Raw genomic sequence first — 23,358 nt, forward strand, 5'->3', positions numbered from 1 at the left:
AGCGTCCCGCTGAAATCTTCGGCTTACCTCCTTTCGCCATGTACGCAGTCTATCGCTGACTCGTGGATAACATAGTTTCATCTGTGATTATTGCGTAACGACTCGCAAAGAATATTTGCTGGCAGGATCGCAGACGGCAAAGCCTGCGGATTGACAATCTGACCGTGAAGGCATATTTTCAGGAGTGAGGGTAGAGCGGGGTTTCCCCCGCCCTGGTAGTCTTAGTATGCTGGGTAGCTAATCACTAAGAGCACCACGATGATGAGTATCTTCATCATGACCCTGTCCTTATTTAAGACCCCTTCCTCGGGAGGGGCTTTCCCGTTTCAGCGTCCCGCTGAAATCTTCGGCTTACCTCCTTTCGCCATGTACGCAGTCTATCGTTAACGCGTAGATAAAATAGTTTCCTGCGTCATTACTGGATGCGCGCTCGCAAAGTGCACCACCATTCAGACTATTCGCGAAACTGTTTCATAATTCCTCCATTTTTCTCCCTTATTGGCTGGCTACACTAGTAACATTGCGCGAAACGTTTCAGGAAGAGAAACTCTTAACGATGAAAGACAGTTATAAATCCCGTTGGGTAATCGTAATCGTGGTGGTTATCGCCGCCATCGCCGCATTCTGGTTCTGGCAAGGCCGCAATGAATCCCAGAGCGCAGCGCCAGGTGCGACGAAACAAGCACAGCAGCCGCCAGCGGGTGGTCGCCGTGGTATGCGTTCCGGCCCTTTAGCACCAGTACAGGCGGCAACCGCCATTGAACAGGCCGTTCCGCGTTATCTCACCGGGCTTGGCACTATTACCGCCGCTAATACTGTTACGGTGCGCAGTCGCGTTGACGGCCAGTTGATGGCGCTGCATTTCCAGGAAGGCCAGCAGGTAAAAGCGGGCGATTTGCTGGCAGAGATTGACCCCAGCCAGTTCAAAGTCGCACTGGCCCAGGCACAGGGACAACTGGCAAAAGATAAAGCCACGCTTGCCAACGCGCGCCGTGATTTGGCGCGTTATCAACAACTGGCAAAAACCAATCTCGTATCTCGTCAGGAACTGGATGCCCAACAGGCGCTGGTCAGTGAAACCGAAGGCACCATTAAGGCTGATGAAGCGAGTGTCGCCAGCGCGCAACTGCAACTCGACTGGAGCCGGATTACTGCGCCAGTCGATGGTCGCGTTGGCCTCAAGCAGGTTGATGTCGGTAACCAAATCTCCAGCGGCGATACCACTGGCATTGTGGTGATCACCCAGACGCATCCTATCGATTTGCTCTTCACTCTGCCGGAAAGCGATATCGCCACCGTTGTGCAGGCGCAAAAAGCCGGAAAACCGCTGGTGGTAGAAGCCTGGGATCGCACCAACTCGAAGAAGTTAAGTGAAGGTACGCTGTTAAGTCTCGATAACCAAATCGATACCACTACTGGCACCATTAAAGTAAAAGCACGCTTTAATAATCAGGATGATGCGCTGTTTCCCAACCAGTTTGTTAACGCGCGCATGTTAGTCGACACCGAACAAAACGCCGTGGTGATCCCAACCGCTGCCCTGCAAATGGGTAACGAAGGCCACTTTGTCTGGGTGCTGAATAGCGAAAACAAGGTCAGCAAACATCTGGTGACGCCGGGCATTCAGGACAGTCAGAAAGTGGTGATCCGCGCGGGTATTTCCGCAGGCGATCGCGTAGTGACAGACGGTATTGATCGCCTGACCGAAGGAGCGAAAGTGGAAGTGGTAGAAGCTCAGAGCGCCACCGCACCGGAAGAGAAAGCCACCAGCCGCGAATACGCGAAAAAAGGAGCGCGTTCCTGATGCAGGTGTTACCTCCGAGCAGCACAGGCGGCCCGTCGCGCCTGTTTATTATGCGTCCTGTCGCCACCACGCTGCTGATGGTGGCGATCTTACTCGCCGGGATTATCGGCTATCGTGCCCTGCCCGTTTCGGCGCTGCCGGAAGTGGACTACCCGACTATTCAGGTGGTCACGCTCTACCCTGGCGCCAGCCCGGATGTCATGACCTCTGCCGTTACCGCGCCGCTCGAACGCCAGTTTGGGCAGATGTCTGGCCTGAAACAGATGTCGTCGCAGAGTTCCGGCGGTGCGTCAGTTATCACCTTGCAGTTCCAGCTAACATTGCCGCTGGATGTCGCCGAGCAGGAAGTGCAGGCCGCGATTAACGCCGCCACTAACCTGCTACCGGGCGATCTGCCTAATCCGCCGGTTTACAGCAAAGTGAACCCGGCAGATCCGCCGATCATGACGCTTGCCGTCACCTCAACCGCCATGCCGATGACGCAGGTGGAAGATATGGTGGAAACCCGCGTCGCGCAGAAAATCTCGCAGATTTCCGGTGTTGGACTGGTGACGCTTTCCGGCGGCCAGCGTCCGGCTGTTCGCGTCAAACTTAACGCCCAGGCGATTGCCGCCCTCGGCCTGACTAGCGAAACCGTGCGCACCGCCATTACCGGCGCTAACGTTAACTCAGCCAAAGGTAGCCTCGACGGCCCTTCCCGTGCGGTCACGCTTTCCGCTAACGACCAGATGCAATCCGCCGAAGAGTATCGCCAGCTAATCATCGCCTACCAGAACGGCGCGCCGATTCGTCTGGGCGATGTCGCAACCGTAGAGCAAGGTGCGGAAAACAGCTGGCTCGGCGCGTGGGCGAACAAAGAACAGGCCATTGTGATGAATGTTCAGCGCCAGCCCGGTGCTAACATTATCTCCACCGCCGACAGCATCCGGCAGATGCTGCCGCAGCTTACCGAGAGTTTGCCGAAATCGGTAAAAGTGACGGTGCTTTCTGACCGCACCACCAACATCCGCGCATCGGTCAACGATACCCAGTTTGAACTAATGATGGCTATCGCGCTGGTAGTCATGATTATCTACCTGTTTTTGCGCAATATTCCGGCGACCATCATTCCCGGCGTTGCAGTGCCGCTGTCGTTAATCGGCACCTTCGCGGTCATGGTGTTTCTCGATTTCTCGATCAATAACCTGACGTTAATGGCATTAACCATCGCGACCGGATTCGTGGTGGATGACGCCATCGTGGTGATTGAGAACATTTCCCGCTATATCGAAAAAGGCGAAAAACCGCTGGCGGCGGCGCTTAAAGGCGCAGGCGAAATCGGCTTTACCATTATCTCACTGACCTTTTCGCTGATTGCGGTACTGATCCCGCTGCTGTTTATGGGTGATATCGTGGGGCGACTGTTCCGCGAGTTTGCTATTACCCTGGCAGTAGCGATTTTGATCTCAGCCGTGGTGTCGCTGACCCTGACGCCGATGATGTGCGCGCGGATGCTCAGCCAGGAGCCGCTGCGTAAACAAAACCGCTTCTCCCGTGCCTCGGAGAAAATGTTCGACGGGATAATCGCCGCCTATGGTCGGGGGCTTGCGAAAGTGCTGAATCATCCGTGGCTGACCTTAAGCGTGGCGCTCAGCACCCTGCTGCTTAGCGTACTGCTGTGGGTGTTCATTCCGAAAGGCTTCTTCCCGGTGCAGGACAACGGCATTATTCAGGGCACTTTGCAGGCACCGCAATCCAGCTCCTTTGCCAATATGGCCCAGCGGCAACGCCAGGTCGCGGATGTGATTTTACAAGATCCGGCAGTGCAAAGTTTGACCTCATTTGTTGGCGTTGATGGCACTAACCCGTCGCTGAATAGTGCGCGTTTGCAGATCAACCTCAAACCGTTGGATGAACGTGATGACCGGGTGCAAAAAGTCATCGCCCGTCTGCAAACGGCGGTGGATAAAGTGCCGGGCGTCGATCTCTTCCTGCAACCGACGCAGGATCTGACCATCGATACCCAGGTCAGCCGCACGCAGTACCAGTTCACCTTGCAGGCAACTTCGCTGGATGCGCTCAGCACCTGGGTGCCGCAGTTGATGGAAAAGCTCCAGCAGCTTCCACAGCTTTCTGATGTCTCCAGCGACTGGCAGGACAAAGGGCTGGTGGCGTATGTCAATGTTGATCGCGACAGCGCCAGCCGTCTGGGTATCAGCATGGCGGATGTCGATAACGCCCTGTACAACGCGTTTGGTCAGCGGTTGATTTCCACTATTTATACTCAGGCCAACCAGTATCGCGTGGTGCTGGAGCACAACACTGAAAATACCCCTGGGCTGGCGGCGCTGGATACCATTCGCCTGACCAGCAGCGATGGCGGCGTGGTGCCACTTAGCTCGATAGCCAAAATTGAGCAGCGTTTTGCGCCGCTCTCCATCAACCATCTGGATCAGTTCCCGGTCACCACCATCTCCTTTAACGTGCCGGATAACTATTCGCTGGGCGATGCGGTGCAGGCGATTATGGACACCGAGAAGACGCTGAATCTGCCAGTGGATATCACCACGCAGTTCCAGGGTAGCACCCTCGCCTTCCAGTCGGCGCTGGGCAGCACTGTCTGGCTGATTGTCGCGGCGGTGGTGGCGATGTATATCGTGCTCGGCATTCTGTATGAAAGTTTTATTCACCCGATCACCATTCTCTCGACGCTACCCACCGCAGGTGTCGGTGCATTGCTGGCGTTACTGATTGCCGGTAGTGAACTGGATGTGATTGCGATTATCGGCATTATTTTGCTGATCGGTATTGTGAAGAAAAACGCCATCATGATGATCGACTTCGCGCTGGCTGCCGAGCGCGAGCAAGGCATGTCGCCGCGCGATGCCATTTACCAGGCTTGTCTGTTGCGTTTTCGTCCGATCCTGATGACCACCCTGGCAGCTCTGCTTGGCGCGTTGCCGCTGATGTTAAGTACCGGAGTCGGCGCGGAACTGCGTCGTCCGTTAGGTATCGGCATGGTCGGTGGTCTGGTTGTCAGCCAGGTGCTGACGCTGTTTACCACGCCGGTGATTTATTTGCTGTTCGACCGTCTGGCATTGTGGGCAAAAAGCCGCTTTGCCCGTCATGAAGAGGAGGCGTAAGTGAAGTTTTTCGCTCTCTTCATTTACCGCCCGGTGGCGACGATTTTACTGTCGGTTGCCATTACCCTGTGCGGCATACTGGGCTTCCGTATGCTGCCGGTCGCCCCGCTGCCGCAGGTCGATTTTCCGGTGATTATGGTCAGCGCCTCGCTGCCTGGGGCGTCGCCAGAGACAATGGCGTCTTCCGTTGCCACGCCGCTGGAACGCTCACTTGGGCGCATTGCCGGGGTCAGTGAGATGACCTCCAGCAGCTCGCTCGGCAGCACGCGCATTATTTTGCAGTTTGATTTTGACCGGGATATCAACGGCGCGGCGCGCGATGTGCAGGCGGCAATCAACGCCGCACAAAGCCTGTTGCCCAGCGGGATGCCCAGCCGTCCGACCTATCGCAAAGCGAACCCGTCAGATGCGCCAATTATGATCCTGACGCTGACATCCGATACTTATTCCCAGGGTGAATTGTACGATTTCGCCTCGACGCAGCTGGCGCCGACGATTGCGCAAATCGATGGCGTCGGTGATGTCGATGTCGGCGGCAGCTCGCTGCCTGCGGTGCGCGTCGGGCTGAATCCGCAGGCGCTGTTTAATCAGGGCGTGTCGCTGGACGATGTGCGCACCGCCATCAGCAATGCCAACGTGCGTAAACCGCAAGGGGCGCTGGAAGATGATACCCACCGCTGGCAGATCCAGACTAACGATGAACTGAAAACAGCCGCTGAATATCAGCCGCTGATTATTCATTACAACAACGGCGGCGCGGTTCGTCTGGGCGATGTGGCGACGGTGACCGACTCGGTGCAGGATGTGCGCAACGCCGGGATGACCAACGCCAAACCGGCTATTTTGCTGATGATCCGCAAACTGCCGGAAGCCAATATTATCCAGACGGTAGACAGCATCCGGGCAAAATTACCGGAGTTGCAGGAGACCATTCCGGCGGCGATTGATCTGCAAATTGCCCAGGATCGCTCCCCCACCATTCGCGCCTCGCTGGAAGAAGTCGAGCAAACGCTGATTATCTCGGTGGCGCTGGTTATTCTGGTGGTCTTTTTATTCCTGCGCTCAGGTCGCGCCACCATTATTCCTGCCGTTGCGGTGCCCGTTTCGCTGATTGGTACGTTTGCGGCGATGTATCTGTGCGGATTCAGTCTCAATAATCTGTCGCTAATGGCGCTCACCATCGCCACAGGCTTTGTCGTGGATGACGCCATCGTGGTTCTGGAAAACATTGCCCGTCATCTGGAGGCGGGGATGAAACCGCTACAGGCCGCGCTGCAAGGTACTCGCGAAGTCGGCTTTACGGTACTGTCGATGAGTCTGTCACTGGTGGCGGTGTTCCTGCCGCTGCTGTTGATGGGCGGATTGCCGGGGCGCCTGTTACGCGAATTTGCCGTGACACTTTCTGTCGCCATTGGTATTTCGTTGCTGGTTTCCCTGACGCTAACGCCAATGATGTGCGGCTGGATGCTGAAAGCCAGCAAGCCGCGTGAACAAACACGGCTACGCGGTTTTGGCCGGATGCTGGTTGCGCTGCAACAAGGCTATGGTAAGTCGCTGAAATGGGTACTCAATCACACCCGTCTGGTAGGCGTGGTGCTGCTTGGCACCATTGCGCTGAATATCTGGTTGTATATCTCGATCCCGAAAACCTTCTTCCCGGAGCAGGACACCGGTGTGCTGATGGGCGGGATACAGGCGGATCAGAGTATTTCGTTTCAGGCGATGCGCGGTAAGTTGCAGGATTTCATGAAAATTATCCGTGACGATCCGGCAGTGGATAATGTCACCGGATTTACCGGTGGTTCGCGGGTTAACAGCGGAATGATGTTTATCACGCTGAAACCACGCGACGAACGCAGCGAAACAGCGCAGCAAATTATCGACCGTCTGCGCGTGAAGCTGGCAAAAGAGCCGGGGGCGAATCTGTTCCTGATGGCGGTACAGGATATTCGCGTTGGCGGACGTCAGTCGAACGCCAGCTACCAGTACACGTTGTTATCCGACGACCTGGCGGCACTGCGCGAATGGGAGCCGAAAATCCGCAAAAAACTGGCGACATTGCCGGAACTGGCGGACGTGAACTCCGATCAACAGGATAACGGCGCGGAGATGAACCTGGTTTACGATCGCGACACCATGGCGCGGCTGGGAATCGACGTGCAGGCCGCTAACAGTCTGCTGAATAACGCCTTTGGTCAGAGGCAAATCTCGACCATTTACCAGCCGATGAACCAGTATAAAGTGGTGATGGAAGTGGATCCGCGCTATACCCAGGACATCAGCGCGCTGGAAAAAATGTTCGTCATTAATAACGAAGGAAAAGCGATCCCGCTCTCGTATTTTGCCAAATGGCAACCGGCGAATGCCCCGTTGTCGGTGAATCATCAGGGATTATCGGCGGCCTCGACCATCTCGTTCAACCTGCCGACCGGGAAATCGCTCTCGGACGCCAGTGCGGCAATCGATCGCGCAATGACCCAGCTTGGCGTGCCTTCGACGGTGCGCGGCAGTTTTGCCGGAACGGCGCAGGTGTTCCAGGAGACGATGAACTCGCAGGTGATCCTGATTATCGCGGCGATCGCCACGGTCTATATCGTGCTGGGAATGTTGTACGAGAGCTACGTGCACCCGCTGACCATTCTCTCCACCCTGCCCTCGGCGGGCGTTGGGGCGCTGTTGGCGCTGGAGCTGTTCAATGCCCCGTTCAGCCTAATCGCCCTGATAGGGATCATGTTATTAATCGGCATTGTGAAGAAAAACGCCATCATGATGGTCGATTTTGCGCTCGAAGCTCAAAGAAATGGAAATCTGGCGCCACAGGAAGCCATTTTCCAGGCCTGTCTGCTGCGTTTTCGCCCGATTATGATGACTACCCTCGCGGCACTGTTTGGTGCGCTGCCGCTGGTATTATCTGGCGGCGACGGCTCGGAACTGCGTCAACCATTGGGGATCACCATTGTCGGCGGTCTGGTAATGAGTCAGCTCCTGACGCTGTATACCACGCCGGTGGTGTATCTCTTTTTCGACCGTCTGCGGCTGCGTTTTTCGCGAAAATCTAAAGAAACGGTAACCGAGTAAATGACAGATCTTCCTGACAGCACCCGCTGGCAATTATGGATTGTGGCTTTCGGCTTCTTTATGCAGTCGCTGGATACCACCATCGTCAACACCGCGCTTCCCTCGATGGCGCAAAGCCTGGGGGAAAGCCCGCTGCATATGCACATGGTCATTGTCTCTTATGTACTGACCGTGGCGGTGATGCTGCCTGCCAGCGGCTGGCTGGCGGACAAAGTTGGCGTGCGCAATATTTTCTTTACCGCTATCGTGCTGTTTACCCTCGGTTCGCTGTTTTGCGCGCTTTCCGGCACGCTGAATGAACTGTTGCTGGCACGTGCGTTACAGGGCGTGGGCGGTGCGATGATGGTGCCTGTTGGCAGGCTAACGGTGATGAAAATTGTTCCGCGCGAGCAATATATGGCGGCAATGACCTTTGTCAAGCTGCCCGGTCAGATCGGCCCACTGCTCGGTCCGGCGCTCGGCGGCCTGCTGGTGGAGTACGCGTCGTGGCACTGGATCTTTTTGATCAACATTCCGGTAGGGATTATCGGTGCGATCGCCACGCTAATGTTAATGCCAAACTACACCATGCAGACGCGGCGCTTCGATCTCTCCGGCTTTCTGTTGCTGGCGGTTGGTATGGCTGTATTAACGCTGGCGCTGGATGGCAGTAAAGGCACAGGACTTTTTCCGCTGGCGATTGCCGGCCTGGTGGCGGTTGGCGTAGTGGCACTGGTGCTTTATCTGCTGCACGCCAGAAATAACAACCGCGCCCTTTTCAGCCTGAACCTGTTCCGCACCCGCACCTTTTCGCTGGGTCTGGCGGGGAGTTTTGCCGGACGTATTGGCAGCGGTATGTTGCCCTTTATGACGCCGGTTTTCTTGCAGATTGGCCTCGGTTTCTCGCCGTTCCATGCCGGACTGATGATGATCCCGATGGTGCTCGGCAGCATGGGAATGAAGCGGATTGTGGTGCAGGTGGTTAACCGCTTTGGTTATCGCCGGGTACTGGTGGCAACCACGCTGGGTCTGTCGCTGGTCACCCTGTTGTTTATGACTACCGCTCTGTTGGGCTGGTACTACGTTTTGCCATTCGTTCTGTTTTTACAAGGAATGGTCAACTCAACGCGTTTCTCCTCCATGAACACCCTGACGCTGAAAGATCTCCCGGACAATCTGGCGAGCAGCGGCAACAGTCTGCTGTCGATGATTATGCAATTGTCGATGAGTATCGGCGTCACCATCGCCGGGCTGTTGCTGGGACTTTTTGGTTCGCAGCATGTCAGCGTCGACAGCGGCACCACACAAACCGTCTTTATGTACACCTGGCTTAGCATGGCGTTTATCATCGCCCTTCCGGCGTTCATCTTTGCCAGAGTGCCGAACGATACGCATCAAAACGTGGCTATTTCGCGGAGAAAAAGGAGCGCGCAATGAAGTTCTGGCGACCCGGCATTACCGGCAAACTGTTTCTGGCGATCTTCGCCACCTGCATTGTGTTATTGATCACGATGCACTGGGCGGTACGTATCAGTTTTGAGCGCGGCTTTATCGATTACATTAAGCATGGTAATGAACAGCGGCTGCAAATGCTCGGAGATGCACTTGGCGAGCAGTACGCCCAGCACGGTAACTGGCGCTTTCTGCGTAATAACGATCGTTTTGTATTTCAGATACTGCGCTCATTTGAACATGATAACAATGAAGACAAACCGGGTCCCGGTATGCCGCCACACGGCTGGCGTACTCAGTTCTGGGTGGTTGATCAAAACAACAAAGTGCTGGTTGGCCCACGCTCTCCCATTCCACTGGACGGTACACGGCGGCCGATTCTGGTCAATGGTGTTGAAGTTGGCGCGGTAATAGCCTCTCCAGTCGAGCGACTGACCCGCAATACCGATATCAATTTCGATAAACAACAGCGGCAAACCAGTTGGCTGATTGTCGCTTTATCTACCTTACTGGCGGCGCTGGCGACATTCCCACTGGCGCGCGGTTTGCTGGCCCCAGTGAAACGACTGGTGGATGGCACGCACAAACTGGCGGCGGGCGATTTCACTACCCGCGTAACGCCCACCAGTGAAGATGAATTAGGAAAACTGGCTCAGGACTTTAACCAGCTCGCCAGCACGCTGGAGAAAAACCAACAGATGCGCCGCGATTTTATGGCTGATATCTCTCACGAACTGCGCACGCCTTTAGCAGTACTGCGTGGGGAACTGGAAGCCATTCAGGATGGCGTGCGTAAATTTACGCCCGAGACAGTGGCGTCTTTACAGGCGGAGGTCGGTACACTGACCAAACTGGTTGACGATCTCCATCAGTTATCGATGTCTGATGAAGGTGCCCTCGCCTATCAAAAAGCACCGGTAGATCTGATCCCACTGCTGGAAGTGGCGGGCGGCGCATTTCGCGAACGATTCGCCAGCCGTGGCCTGAAGCTGCAATTTTCCCTGCCGGATAGCATCACCGTATTTGGCGATCGCGATCGTTTAATGCAGTTATTCAATAACTTACTGGAGAACAGTCTACGTTACACAGACAGCGGCGGCAGCCTGCAAATCTCCGCCGAGCAGCGCGACAAAACGGTACGTCTGACTTTTGCCGACAGTGCGCCGGGCGTCAGCGACGAACAACTGCAAAAATTGTTTGAGCGTTTTTACCGCACCGAAGGTTCCCGCAACCGTGCCAGCGGCGGTTCCGGCCTGGGACTGGCGATTTGCCTTAACATTGTTGAAGCGCACAATGGTCGCATTGTTGCCACTCATTCGCCTTTTGGCGGGGTAAGCATTACAGTAGAGTTACCGCTGGAACGGGATTTACAGAGAGAAGTATGACCGAGTTACCAATCGACGAAAACACACCGCGTATTTTGATCGTGGAAGATGAACCGAAGCTGGGGCAGTTGCTCATTGATTATCTGCGTGCTGCGAGCTATGCGCCGACCCTTATCAGCCACGGTGATCAGGTACTGCCGTATATGCGCCAGACACCACCGGATCTGATCCTGTTGGATCTGATGCTACCAGGCACTGATGGTCTGACACTTTGCCGGGAAATTCGTCGTTTTTCCGATGTCCCCATCGTGATGGTTACGGCAAAAATCGAAGAAATCGACCGTTTGCTGGGGCTGGAGATTGGCGCCGATGACTATATCTGCAAACCGTACAGCCCACGGGAAGTGGTGGCGCGTGTTAAGACCATTTTGCGCCGCTGCAAACCGCAGCGCGAGTTGCAGCAACAGGATGCCGAAAGCCCGTTGATTATCGACGAAGGTCGTTTTCAGGCTTCATGGCGTGGCAAAATGCTTGATCTGACACCTGCAGAATTTCGCCTTTTGAAAACGCTCTCCCATGAACCGGGAAAAGTATTCTCTCGCGAGCAATTACTCAATCATCTTTATGACGATTACCGCGTGGTAACCGACCGCACCATCGACAGCCACATTAAAAACCTGCGCCGTAAACTGGAGGCGCTGGACGAAGAGCAGTCCTTTATCCGTGCCGTTTACGGTGTTGGTTACCGCTGGGAAGCTGACGCCTGTCGTATCGTTTAATATATCGTTGCCCAGGTGAGAGCTGAATTTCCTGTTTATTAACCCGTCATGCCCCTCTCTGAAAGGAGAGGGATAAAACCGTATCCGCATTCAGATTCCTGCATATTTATCAGTAATCTCCCCCACCCTTTAGAGGGTATTCCCCTGATTGGCAGTCAACTGAATATCACCCATACTTAAATCGTTACATACTGTTTTCGATACGCAATTTCAATCAAGGAGTCATTATGGCTGGTTGGTTTGAACTCAATAAGAGCAGTGAAAATCAGTTCCGGTTTGTGCTAAAAGCGGGCAATGGTGAGATCATTCTCACCAGCGAACTGTATACCTCAAAAGCCGCTGCGGAAAAGGGCATTGCCTCGGTGCAAAGCAACAGCCCGCAGGACGAACGCTATGAGAAAAAAACAGCGAGCAACGGCAAATTTTATTTCAATCTGAAAGCTGGCAATCATCAGATAATCGGTTCCAGCCAGATGTATGCCACCGCTCAATCACGCGAAGTCGGAATTGCTTCTGTAAAAACCAATGGCGCAAGTCAGAAGGTGAAAGACAATACTTAATAGTTAAGCCGGGCGTAACTCAGTTGCGTCCGGCTTTATTTCCAATAAACACTTATTTATTGATGATTAAGATTAATCTGCGCCATTAAAATAGTAGGCACAGGCAAGCACTCATTCTGCTCTCTTTGTTTAACACTCCCCATCCTTATCCTCCTGAACATGTTCATATAGCAAAATATCTTCTAATACTTTTCGTGACGCTATCCGGTTTATGACATACACTGACGTAAGATTTTTACTTACAAGAGAGCATAAACATGGCCAGAACGATGACGGTTGATCTCGGCGATGAGTTGCGCGAATTTATCGAGTCCTTGATTGAATCCGGCGACTATCGCACCCAAAGCGAAGTGATCCGTGAGTCACTGCGCTTACTTCGAGAAAAACAAGCAGAGTCTCGCCTGCAAGCGTTACGTGACATGCTTGCAGAAGGGTTGAATAGTGGTGAAGCTCAGCCGTGGGAAAAGGATGCGTTTTTACGGAAGGTGAAAGCAGGGATAAGGAAATAATGTGCGTATTATTAAGCTCATGCCAAAAGCCAACGAGGATTTAGAAGGCATCTGGTATTACAGTTATCACCATTTCGGCGAACCACAAGCCGACAAATATGTTGAACATCTTTCAGACGTTCTCCAGATTCTGAGTAACAATAATATTGGTACTCCCAGACCTGAATTAGGCGAAGGCATTTTTGTTCTTCCTTTTGAACGCCACCTCATTTATTTCCTGCAATCACCAGGGGAAATTATCGTCATTCGCATCCTTAACCAAAACCAGGACGCTACCAGACATTTGCACTGGAGCTAAACCCGCCGATTGCGCTACAATGCCCGCCCTTAAAGTGGGGGCACTCCCCTAACCGCTTCATCAGGTGGAGCGGATCTGACCTGTCATCAGAACGAGAGAATTATGTTTAAACCGGAACTCCTTTCCCCGGCGGGAACGCTGAAAAATATGCGTTACGCTTTCGCTTATGGCGCAGATGCTGTTTATGCGGGTCAGCCGCGTTACTCCCTGCGTGTGCGCAACAACGAATTCAACCACGAAAATCTTCAGCTCGGCATCAATGAAGCCCATGCGCTGGGGAAAAAGTTCTATGTCGTGGTCAACATTGCGCCGCATAACGCTAAGCTGAAAACCTTTATCCGTGACCTGAAACCGGTAGTGGAAATGGGGCCGGATGCGCTGATTATGTCCGATCCGGGGCTGATTATGCTGGTGCGTGAGCACTTCCCTGAAATGCCGATCCACCTTTCGGTGCAGGCCAACGCCGTAAACTGGGCGACGGTAAAATTCTGGCAGCAAATGGGCCTGACTCGCGTGATCCTCTCCCGCGAACTGTCGCTGGAAGAGATTGAAGAGATCCGCAATCAGGTGCCGGATATGGAACTCGAAATTTTCGTTCACGGCGCATTATGCATGGCCTACTCCGGTCGCTGCCTGCTCTCTGGCTATATCAACAAACGCGACCCGAACCAGGGCACCTGCACCAACGCCTGCCGCTGGGAGTACAACGTCCAGGAAGGCAAAGAAGATGACGTCGGCAACATCGTACACAAATACGAGCCAATTCCGGTGCAAAACGTCGAACCGACGCTGGGTATCGGCGCGCCAACTGACAAAGTGTTTATGATTGAGGAAGCCCAGCGTCCGGGCGAATATATGACCGCGTTTGAAGATGAACACGGCACTTACATCATGAACTCGAAAGATCTGCGTGCCATCGCCCATGTTGAACGCCTGACTAAAATGGGTGTGCATTCGCTGAAAATCGAAGGCCGTACCAAATCTTTCTATTATTGCGCACGCACCGCGCAGGTTTATCGTAAAGCTATCGATGACGCCGCTGCAGGCAAACCGTTCGATACCAGCCTGCTGGAAACTCTGGAAGGTCTGGCGCATCGTGGTTACACCGAAGGTTTCCTGCGTCGTCATACTCACGACGATTATCAGAACTACGAATACGGTTATTCCGTTTCTGACCGCCAGCAGTTTGTTGGTGAGTTTACCGGTGAACGCAAAGGTGAGCTCGCTGCGGTGGCAGTGAAAAATAAATTCTCCGTTGGCGACAGTCTTGAGCTGATGACGCCACAGGGCAACATCAACTTTACCCTTGAGCATATGGAAAATGCCAAAGGTGAAGCGATGCCGGTTGCACCTGGCGATGGTTATACCGTGTGGCTCCCGGTTCCGCAGGATCTCGAGCTCAATTACGCACTGCTGATGCGTAATTTCTCCGGTGAAACCACGCGTAACCCGCACGGTAAGTGATTAATTTCGATTATTTTTCCCGGATGGAAAATTCTTAGAAACCGATCACATACAGCTGCATTTATTAAGGTTATCATCCGTTTCGCTGAAAAACATAACCCATAAAATGCTAGCTGTACCAGGAACCACCTCCTTAGCCTGTGTAATCTCCCTTACACGGGCTTATTTTTTTCGTACCACGACTTTCATCCTGTTCTGACACCGCCTTTTCTTTTCTGCTCTACACTATCTACAGACCAATCATAAAGGCATACGATCATGGCAGATTTCCCCGCCAGCTTACTGATTCTTAACGGCAAAAGTACTGACAATGAAACATTACGCGAAGCAATTATGCTGCTGCGTGAGGAAGGAATGACTATCCATGTGCGGGTTACCTGGGAGAAAGGTGATGCTGCGCGTTTTGTTGAGGAAGCCCGCCAGCTTGGCGTGGCAACGGTGATTGCCGGCGGTGGCGATGGCACTATTAATGAAGTCTCCACGGCGTTGATTCAGTGTGAGGGCAATGAAATTCCTGCTTTGGGAATATTGCCGCTAGGTACAGCGAACGATTTTGCCACCAGTGTGGGTATTCCTGAGGCGCTGGATAAGGCACTTAAACTGGCAATTGCTGGTAACGCTATTGCAATTGATATGGCACAGGTCAACAAACAAACCTGTTTTATCAACATGGCAACGGGCGGATTTGGAACACGCATCACCACCGAAACGCCAGAGAAATTAAAAGCCGCGCTGGGTGGCGTCTCTTACATCATTCACGGCTTAATGCGCATGGATACGCTGCAACCGGATCGCTGTGAAATCCGTGGTGAAAATTTTCACTGGCAAGGCGATGCGCTGGTTATTGGTATTGGCAACGGGCGTCAGGCCGGTGGTGGTCAGCAACTGTGCCCAAATGCGCTGATCAATGATGGTTTGTTACAACTGCGTATTTTCACCGGCGATGAAATTCTTCCAGCTCTCTTTTCAACCTTAAAACCTGACGAAGAAAATCCGAATATTATTGAAGGCGCTTCGGCATGGTTCGAAATACAAGCGCCTCATGAAATCACCTTTAATCTTGATGGCGAACCGTTAAGCGGGCAACGTTTTCATATCGAAATACTTCCGGCAGCATTGCGTTGCCGGCTACCACCAGATTGCCCGTTATTGCGTTAAACAAATTATTCTCTCTTGCATTAAGGAGAATCAGTTATGCCGGATGCGGTGTAAACACCTTATCCGGCCTACAAACTGAACAGATGAATACTACACTGTAATTAATTTCACCCGTGTATTCTGCAATGCCAGTTTATCCACCTCTGACACGGCATCATCAGTAATAATAATGTCAATTTTTTCGATTGGCAGTACCTGATTAAATCCACGGCGGTTAAATTTCGTTGAGTCCAGTACCGCAACCACTTTATTTGCTGCGGTGACCATAGCACTGCTAATCGAATAACCTTCATTAAAGGTGGTAATGCCATTAACCGCATCGATACCGTCCGCACCAACAAACATTAAATCGGCATTGATATCCTGCAATGAACGCTCGGCAATGGAACCATGCATCGAGCGCGTTTTATGGCGTACCGTGCCACCACAAACCACCAGCGTAATATCTTTATTTTCGGAAAGGGCAAATGCCGCAGGGAGACTGTTGGTAATCACCGTGATATTTTTGGCGGTCATTAATCCTTCGGCGATAAGCATTGTCGTACTTCCGCTGTCGAGAATAACGGTCATCCCTTCGTGGATCATTTTTACTGCTGCCTGTGCAATTCTGTTTTTAGGCGCACTGGCGAGCTGAAAGCGATCTTTAAATCCTACTTCCTGTGTCTCGGTTTCGCTATTGCCGGACATTATTTTCGCCGCACCACCATGAAAGCGCGTAACCACGCCTTTTTGTTCGAGAAAGCGCAAATCGGCACGGATTGTCGCTTCCGAGGCAGCAAATATTCCCGCCAGATCCTGAACAAGCACGGTCCCCTGTTCATTCACTAATTGGATGATCTTATTCCTTCGCTCGAATGAATTCATCGTCATTTACCCATATTCAATTGCGCATAGTGTAAACGAAGGGGGACCATTGGTGAATGATCTGTTTTGCACAACGCCGGGCCAGCATCACGCTGGCCCACGGTTTCAGGGAATAAGCAACACCTTACCCGGCATGGTATTGCGAGCGATATCACGCACCGCCTGGGCGAAGCTTTCAAAGCTCCCACGGTGAGCGATTAATGGCTCCAGACATAACTTACGCTCTGCCAGCAAGCGGCTCGCTGTTTCCCACTCCTGCCCTGGCCACGGGCTGGAGTAGTTCATCCAACTGCCGATAACCATCAGCTCTTTACGCAATATTTTGCCAAATGTCGCCGACGTTAAATGCAGATCCTGATGCAACGTGCCCACCAGCGCCAGTTGTGCATGAGGTCCGGCAATCTCTACCGCCAGTTCGACGGTCTGCGGTACGCCAGCCGTCTCAAGGATAAGCTGATTAAAGCGCAGTTCGCGTAAAACAGCCTGCATTTGTGGCGCACTCATTTCGCTGCTGTTAAATGTTTGCGTAGCACCGAAGGATTTTGCCAGTGCCAGTTTTTCTGGGCTAATGTCGATAGCCGTCACACTCTTCGCCCCCAGCACACTGGCGCACTGGATCGCCAGCAGGCCGATGGTTCCGGCACCAATAATAATGACGTTTTTATTTTCACAGCCTTGCGCTAAATGGAAAGCGTGCAGGCCGACGGTAATTGGCTCTATAAAGGCACCATCCTGAATCGGCATTTCCTCTGGTAGTGCAAAGACATTTTTTCGATTCACCACAATATATTCTGCCAATCCCCCGTTGCGTCGTGATCCAATAAAATCATATTTCGCACACTGGGAATAAAACCCTTTCAGACATTCCGGACATTTAAAACAGGGTAATAACGGCACACAAGCGACCGCATCGCCAGTTTGTAAATCATTTACCCCACTCCCCACGGCATCAACAAAACCACTGAATTCATGCCCCAATGTTATGGGGTAATAATGTGCGCCATTTTTAAATATCCGAGGCAAATCGGAACCACATAATCCTGAACTGGCAATTTTAATCCGCACATCATCCTGATGATAAATTTCTGGTAACTTATGTTCTTCCACGCGGACAATACCATCAGTATCATTAACAACTGATTTCATAAAAACTCCTGAGTGATAAAGGGGGATATTCTCCCCCTTGGGTATAATTTATTGTGCGACAGCAGCTTTCTCTTTGTTAATAACACCGCGCGCCCGACGCCAGGTCATAAAAATACCGGTGAGATAAATAGCGCCGATAATAATGAAACCGGGGATATTCTGCGGGGAGAAAACCTGAATCAGTAACCAAGTAATCGGTGAACCGCCCTGATCCATCGAAGCCACCATGCCTCCGGCTTTTAACGCGCCCGCATTGGCAGCCAGTTGGGTATGCAGGCCAATAGTTTGCGTCGCAATCCACAGGGTGATGCTCATAATGATGACGCCAGAGATCAGGGTGCGGAACAGGTTTCCACGATGCACCGCGACCGCCATCGCCACAAAGAAGCCGATGGTGGCAAGGTCGCCAAACGGCAGCACCTGATTACCCGGCACACAAACGGCAATCAAAATAGTGAGCGGGATAAAAATCAGACTTGCCGACACCACAGCCGTATGCCCCAGCAGCAACGCCGGATCAAGCCCAATCAAAAACTCCTGACCGCCGAACTTCGCCTGTAAACGGCTACGCGCCTGCTTCGCGATGGGCGTTAAACCATCCATGATAGGTTTGATCACCCGTGGCATCAGCAGCATCACCGCCGCCGTTTTTACCGCCAGTTGCAATACGCCTTTGACATCGTAACCGGCAAGAATGCCGATAATCAGTCCCATCACAAAACCCACGGTGACCGGTTCGCCAAAAGGGCCAAATTTACGCTGAATATCGTCGGCGCTAAATTTAATCCGGTTAATACCAGGGATTTTTTCGATAATGGCATCGACCAGCACCGCAATCGGCCCCATATACGCCGATGTGCCGTGCGGAATGGCAATGCCTTCCAGCTCAAAGAAATCACGGGTATCGCGGGCAAACCAGTCGCCCAACTTATAAACAAACGCTGCGTGAATCACCACTCCCGCGATGCCAATCAGCCATGAACCGGTCGCCAGGTGCAGCAACGCGCCGGTGAAGGTCATATGCCAGATATTCCAGATATCGACATTCACTACCCGCGTCATACGCGTGAGCAGCATTGCCACGTTAACCAGAATTGCAATTGGAATAGCCACCAGCGCAATTTGCGACGCCCAGGTCATTGGAGATGATCCCGGCCAGCCGACATCGACCACATGCAGATTTAAGTCGAAATTTTCCGCCATCGCTTTCGCCGCCGGGCCAATGGAATCCAGCATTAAGCCAATCACCAGACCGATGCCAACAAAGCCAATCCCGATATGCAGACCCGCTTTAAAGCAATCGCCTGCTTTCATGCCTAATATTTTTGAAAAAATAATAATGACAATCGGCAACATGACCGTAGGGCCAAGGTCGAGAATATAACGCATGACTTCTGAAAACATAGGTCACCCCTGTAAGATAGTCAGAATTTTATTTTGTAATGCTTCGATCCCTACACCAGAAACAAAAGGCATACCGTGAACTAACGGAATATCACCAAAACTGCGATCAACTTTGGCAGTAGTACAAATCAGATGTACACCATCCATATAAGTTTCTATTTCATTAACCCGACACTGGATTAATTCAACAGGGATATTATGGCTCTGACATAACTCTTTAATCTCTTCCGCCGCCATCGTAGAAGTCGCAACCGCGCCTCCGCAAGCGACAATAATCTTGCGTTTCATAAATAGTCCTTTTTATTAGTACAGAGGGATTTTATTCATTTGAATCTAAAACAGATGTTTTGAAATATTCCATTAATTGCACTTCTGGAATGTTGATAAGCGTTTCGACCACATCGGGTTGTTGCAGCTTGCCAAATAAACAACGTAAAAGTTTCAGTTGCTGCTGTGGATTTTCTACAATCAGGGCGATGATTAATGAAACCGCCACTTCATTATCATCATCTGCTTGCTGAAAATTGATTTTATCCGCGAGTCTTAACAGATAAATGGCTGACGTTTTTGCATGAATCGCCTCGCAGTGCGGTATTGCAATGGCGTGCTGTTCCAGCATAATCCCGGTGGGGAATTCCGCTTCTCTGGCAATTAATGCCTGTGGCCAGGAGTCATGAACAACACCTTGCGCGACCATTTCATTGCCAATATGGGTGAGTGCTTCGCGGCGATCGGCAAACGAAATACCGCTACGAACAAATAGCTTTGTCATATTACATCCTTATTATTTTGCACAACCGTAACGATAGGCGCGCAGAACATCAAAAATTTTATCCATAATAAGCTGATGTGGTATCGCCTTGAGTTCCTCACTCTGGATGCGTTCAAATTGTTTTGGCAAATACTGACTAATTATACCCAGTGGAATTTCGACACCGTCAAGGTTCGCCATCATCATCTCGACGCTATTTTTAATTCGACTATGCGGCCAGTAATAACGAATACGATCAGAAAGGCTATAACGAATATCCAGCAAAGAATCGTTAAATCCAGCACGGTAATATTTTTTCCAGTATTGCGGTTCGTCGAGCATGACTTCTTCAATCACGTCAAGACAACTGCTGCGATTTTCCGGCGCGATAAGTTCCTGCTCAATTTGTGCCAGCGCAAATATCGCCTCGCGTAAAGCAAAGGTTAATGCTGGCCCTACTTTCAAAATTGCAAAGTGATCGCGTACTAATTCCCGATACGCCGTCCGGGTCTGGTAATCGGTGGAATGTGCTTCATAGACCATTTTGCTGTTTTCTATCCATTGCGCCAGCGCCTGCGCTTCTTGCGGCTGATAATGGATAATATTGCTGTGATCAAATTCAACGCCAGGCTGTACCACTATCGCAATCACGCGCGTTAACGCCTCTGTCAGGCCACGGGCAATAAACGCTTTTTGATGTGTACGTAAAGTATTGGCGGCATCTTCTACCCTTGTGATGTGCACCGACTGAATGGCGCTGGCCTCACCGCCCGGAACCGGAACTTCGGTGCCAATCACATAAGTCAGTTGTTCACGCTGGCAATCTGTCGCCACGCTTTCCGCTGCGTGGCAAAGTACAGCGGCACGTTCAGCAACCGTTTCTGGCGCTAAAGGTACAGGGTCGCCCGCACAGGACATTGACGCATCAAGATGAATTTTACTGAAACCGGCACGAACATATGCCTTTACCAGCTCGACGGATTTTTCCATCGCTGCATCCGCACGTTCTTGCTGCCAGCAGTTTGGCCCCAGATGGTCGCCGCCGAGAATAATGCGCTCGCGCGCAAACCCAACTCTATCAGCAATCGCAAAAACAAATTCGCGAAAGTCCGCCGGTGTCATTCCGGTATAACCGCCAAATTGATTGACCTGGTTTGACGTTGCTTCAATCAGCACTTTGCGTGTGCTGCTGAGATCGAAAGCCAGCGCCGCTTCAATAACCAACGGATGCGCCGAACAGACAGAACATATGCCGATATGTTCACCGGCTTTATGCCGGGCAATTAACGTTTTCATGGTTTTTCCTTGTTAAATGGCAGATGCGTTATGCCCTGCCCTCGCAGCCACAATCGGCAATCACTTTGCTCACCACATCGCGCATTGCCAATTTGGCCGACTGCAAATAATTTCGGGGATCGGTCGCCTCTGGATGTTCCGTCAGATAACGTTTTAACGCCTGCGAGAAGGCATTTTTCAGCTCCGTCGCGACATTGATTTTGCAAATACCCAGGTTGATTGTTTGGCGAATGTCCGCAGAAGACAGTCCCGACGCACCATGCAGTACCAGCGGTAGCGCAACCTGCTGACGTATGGCCTCAAGGCGGGAGAAATCCAGCGCCGGGGCACTGGCATACATACCGTGAGCGGTGCCGATGGCGACCGCCAGGGAATCAATTCCCGTCGCTTGCGTAAATTCGCGGGCTTGTGATGGACTGGTATATAAAGCATCGGCGTCATTGACTTGCACATCGTCTTCCTGACCGCCAAGTTGCCCCAGTTCAGCTTCGACGCTGACATCAAAGCGATGGCAAAAATCCACCACTTCTTTGACTCGTGCAATGTTCTGCGTATAAGGCAAATGCGAGGCGTCAATCATCACCGAGCGCACACCGAAGCGCACTTTCTGCGCGATATCTTCAAACTTTGAGTGATGGTCAAGGTGAATCGCCAGCGGATGGTGATACTGCTTCGCCATCGCGCTAACCAGCGCCAGCAAGTTTTCTGTTCCGGCATGGTTAAACGTGCCGGGTGTTCCGGCGATGATGACCGGCGCATTCAGGCAGGCTGCGGTTTCCACCACTACCTGCATCGTTTCGAGATTGTGAATGTTGAATGCCGGAACCGCGTAGCCGCCGCGCTGCGCGTTGTTCAGCATCTGCTTTGTCGATACCACGTACATTTTCACATCCTGTCGTTTGTTTTCGATTTCAAAATATAATGAAATTATTTGTTTTTAAATGTCGAGATAATGATCACAAAAACGACAAAATGAAAATAAATCCAGCAATGACAGACAAAAAAACGGCCTCCCAAGAGGGAAGCCGTAGCAAAGTGCGCGTGGTTTTATGCCGGATGCGGCGCGAACGCCTTATCCGCCCTACGGGGTAGTGCTGTTCGTATGAAGCGTATCAGGCGATAGTAATTTTGCTATCGAGATAAACGTCCTGCACGGCGTTAATCAGTTTCACGCCGTCGGTCATCGATTTCTTAAACGCTTTACGACCAAGGATCAGCCCCATTCCGCCTGCACGTTTGTTGATAACCGCAGTACGCACCGCATCGCTAAGGTCAGTTTCACCGCCCGCAGCGCCGCCGGAGTTAATCAACCCTGCGCGCCCCATATAACAGTTAGCTAACTGATAACGCACCAGATCAATCGGGTTTTCGCTGGTCAACTTGCTGTAAACACGGTCGTCGGTGTAACCGTAATTAATCGCTTTATAGCCGCCGTTATTTTCCGCCATTTTCTGTTTGACGATGTCCGCGCCAATGGTCGCCGCCAGATGGTTCGCCTGGCCGGTCAGGTCGGCGGAAACATGGTAATCAACGCCCTCTTTCTTAAAGGCAGAATTACGCAGATACGCCCACAGCACTGTCACCATGCCCAGTTCATGCGCACGTTCAAAGGCCGCAGAAATTTCTTCAATCTGGCGACGTGACTCCTCCGAGCCAAAATAGATGGTCGCACCAACCGCCACCGCCCCCATGTTGAACGCCTGCTCTACGCTGGCATACAGCGTTTGATCGTAGGTATTCGGGTAACTTAGCGTCTCGTTATGGTTGAGTTTGACGAGGAACGGAATGCGGTGCGCGTAACGCCGCGATACCGATGCCAGCACGCCGTAAGTTGACGCCACACAGTTACAGCCCGCCTCGATCGCCAGTTCGACAATGTTTTTCGGATCAAAGTAGAGTGGGTTAGCGGCAAATGAAGCTCCGGCAGAGTGCTCGACGCCCTGATCAACCGGCAAAATGGAAAGGTATCCCGTTCCCGCCAGACGCCCGGTGTTGTACAACGTCTGCATATTACGTAACACCGCCGGCGGGCGATTATTGTCAATCATCACGCGGTCTACGTAGTCATGTCCGGGAAGATAAAGCTGGTCAGAAGGAATAGTCATACAACGATGCTGTAAAAGGTTGTCGGCATCTTTGCCAAGCAACTGCGCAATATCTGTCATTACTATGCTCCCGTAAATTCCGATTGGATATCGGCTATGGATTGTCCTGGCCCGCCTTTGCGGGCAATCATAATCCTGGTCGTTACAGGCTATTTTTTCCATTCTCAGGATGTTTTTTCAGCGTTTTCTGTTGGCTCGATTCATCAGAAAAAGTGTTACAGCGGTCAAGCTTTCACCGCAAAGGTATTTAAAAGGTATTATTTG

General features: G+C 52.0%; 19 protein-coding genes and 1 pseudogene. 11 read left to right on the plus strand and 9 right to left on the minus strand.

Features of this window, described 5'->3' with window-relative positions; all coding sequences use genetic code 11:
• Positions 1-221: 221 nt before the first annotated feature.
• Positions 222-278, minus strand: coding sequence for a type I toxin-antitoxin system Ibs family toxin (locus HEN21_RS18815; RefSeq protein WP_012767742.1), 57 nt, complete (start codon positions 276-278; stop codon positions 222-224).
• A gap of 278 nt (positions 279-556) precedes the next feature.
• On the opposite strand from HEN21_RS18815, the gene mdtA reads away from it, so the two are divergent.
• From mdtA to yegS, 11 genes and pseudogenes are all read left to right on the plus strand, one after another.
• Positions 557-1,804 (plus strand): multidrug efflux RND transporter subunit MdtA, encoded by a 1,248-nt coding sequence (mdtA, locus tag HEN21_RS18820; protein ID WP_176252666.1) that lies wholly within the window; start codon positions 557-559, stop codon positions 1,802-1,804.
• Positions 1,804-4,926 carry a multidrug efflux RND transporter permease subunit MdtB gene (mdtB, locus tag HEN21_RS18825; RefSeq protein WP_176252665.1) on the plus strand — a complete coding sequence of 1,041 codons (3,123 nt, stop codon included), beginning with the start codon at positions 1,804-1,806 and terminating at the stop codon, positions 4,924-4,926. Before mdtA ends, mdtB begins: the two co-directional genes overlap by 1 nt.
• Entirely contained in the window at positions 4,927-8,004 is a 3,078-nt protein-coding gene (mdtC, locus tag HEN21_RS18830) for a multidrug efflux RND transporter permease subunit MdtC (RefSeq protein ID WP_016231809.1), read from the plus strand.
• Positions 8,005-9,420, plus strand: a complete 1,416-nt coding sequence (locus HEN21_RS18835; protein WP_176252664.1) for an MFS transporter — start codon at positions 8,005-8,007, stop codon at positions 9,418-9,420.
• On the plus strand, positions 9,417-10,820 hold the full coding sequence (baeS, locus tag HEN21_RS18840) for a two-component system sensor histidine kinase BaeS (protein WP_000675166.1): 1,404 nt from the start codon (positions 9,417-9,419) through the stop codon (positions 10,818-10,820). Before HEN21_RS18835 ends, baeS begins: the two co-directional genes overlap by 4 nt.
• Entirely contained in the window at positions 10,817-11,539 is a 723-nt protein-coding gene (baeR, locus tag HEN21_RS18845) for a two-component system response regulator BaeR (protein WP_000137866.1), read from the plus strand. Before baeS ends, baeR begins: the two co-directional genes overlap by 4 nt.
• A 227-nt stretch (positions 11,540-11,766) precedes the next feature.
• Entirely contained in the window at positions 11,767-12,099 is a 333-nt protein-coding gene (locus tag HEN21_RS18850) for a YegP family protein (protein WP_000929406.1), read from the plus strand.
• A gap of 211 nt (positions 12,100-12,310) precedes the next feature.
• Positions 12,311-12,608, plus strand: a pseudogene (locus HEN21_RS18855) (type II toxin-antitoxin system ParD family antitoxin).
• Between the two features lies 1 nt (position 12,609).
• Positions 12,610-12,906, plus strand: coding sequence for a type II toxin-antitoxin system RelE/ParE family toxin (locus HEN21_RS18860; protein WP_021551026.1), 297 nt, complete (start codon positions 12,610-12,612; stop codon positions 12,904-12,906).
• 102 nt (positions 12,907-13,008) lie between these two features.
• Complete coding sequence (gene trhP, locus HEN21_RS18865) at positions 13,009-14,370, plus strand: prephenate-dependent tRNA uridine(34) hydroxylase TrhP (protein WP_000476031.1); 1,362 nt, start codon at positions 13,009-13,011, stop codon at positions 14,368-14,370.
• A 258-nt stretch (positions 14,371-14,628) separates the two neighbouring features.
• Positions 14,629-15,528 carry a lipid kinase YegS gene (gene yegS / locus HEN21_RS18870; RefSeq protein WP_000753104.1) on the plus strand — a complete coding sequence of 300 codons (900 nt, stop codon included), beginning with the start codon at positions 14,629-14,631 and terminating at the stop codon, positions 15,526-15,528.
• Positions 15,529-15,618: 90 nt separating this feature from the next.
• Here the strand turns inward: yegS and HEN21_RS18875 are convergent, their stop codons facing one another.
• The 8 genes from HEN21_RS18875 to fbaB form a co-directional block, all read right to left on the minus strand.
• Entirely contained in the window at positions 15,619-16,392 is a 774-nt protein-coding gene (locus HEN21_RS18875) for a DeoR/GlpR family DNA-binding transcription regulator (RefSeq protein ID WP_010351518.1), read from the minus strand.
• Positions 16,393-16,497: 105 nt separating this feature from the next.
• Complete coding sequence (gene gatD / locus HEN21_RS18880) at positions 16,498-17,538, minus strand: galactitol-1-phosphate 5-dehydrogenase (RefSeq protein WP_176252663.1); 1,041 nt, start codon at positions 17,536-17,538, stop codon at positions 16,498-16,500.
• A 48-nt stretch (positions 17,539-17,586) separates the two neighbouring features.
• A complete protein-coding gene (locus tag HEN21_RS18885; protein ID WP_000490655.1) occupies positions 17,587-18,942 on the minus strand; it encodes a PTS galactitol transporter subunit IIC in 1,356 nt (451 codons plus the stop codon).
• Between the two features lie 3 nt (positions 18,943-18,945).
• Positions 18,946-19,230 carry a PTS galactitol transporter subunit IIB gene (gene gatB, locus HEN21_RS18890; RefSeq protein WP_000823282.1) on the minus strand — a complete coding sequence of 95 codons (285 nt, stop codon included), beginning with the start codon at positions 19,228-19,230 and terminating at the stop codon, positions 18,946-18,948.
• Positions 19,231-19,261: 31 nt separating this feature from the next.
• Positions 19,262-19,714, minus strand: coding sequence for a PTS galactitol transporter subunit IIA (gene gatA, locus HEN21_RS18895; RefSeq protein WP_000163639.1), 453 nt, complete (start codon positions 19,712-19,714; stop codon positions 19,262-19,264).
• 12 nt (positions 19,715-19,726) lie between these two features.
• Entirely contained in the window at positions 19,727-20,989 is a 1,263-nt protein-coding gene (gene gatZ, locus HEN21_RS18900; RefSeq protein ID WP_176242627.1) for a tagatose-bisphosphate aldolase subunit GatZ, read from the minus strand.
• A gap of 28 nt (positions 20,990-21,017) precedes the next feature.
• A complete protein-coding gene (locus HEN21_RS18905) occupies positions 21,018-21,872 on the minus strand; it encodes a tagatose bisphosphate family class II aldolase (RefSeq protein WP_176252662.1) in 855 nt (284 codons plus the stop codon).
• Positions 21,873-22,101: 229 nt separating this feature from the next.
• On the minus strand, positions 22,102-23,154 hold the full coding sequence (gene fbaB, locus HEN21_RS18910) for a class I fructose-bisphosphate aldolase (protein ID WP_000129561.1): 1,053 nt from the start codon (positions 23,152-23,154) through the stop codon (positions 22,102-22,104).
• Positions 23,155-23,358 lie beyond the last annotated feature (204 nt).

The sequence above is a fragment of the Escherichia sp. 93.1518 genome (assembly GCF_013368915.2).
GTDB lineage: Bacteria > Pseudomonadota > Gammaproteobacteria > Enterobacterales > Enterobacteriaceae > Escherichia > Escherichia ruysiae.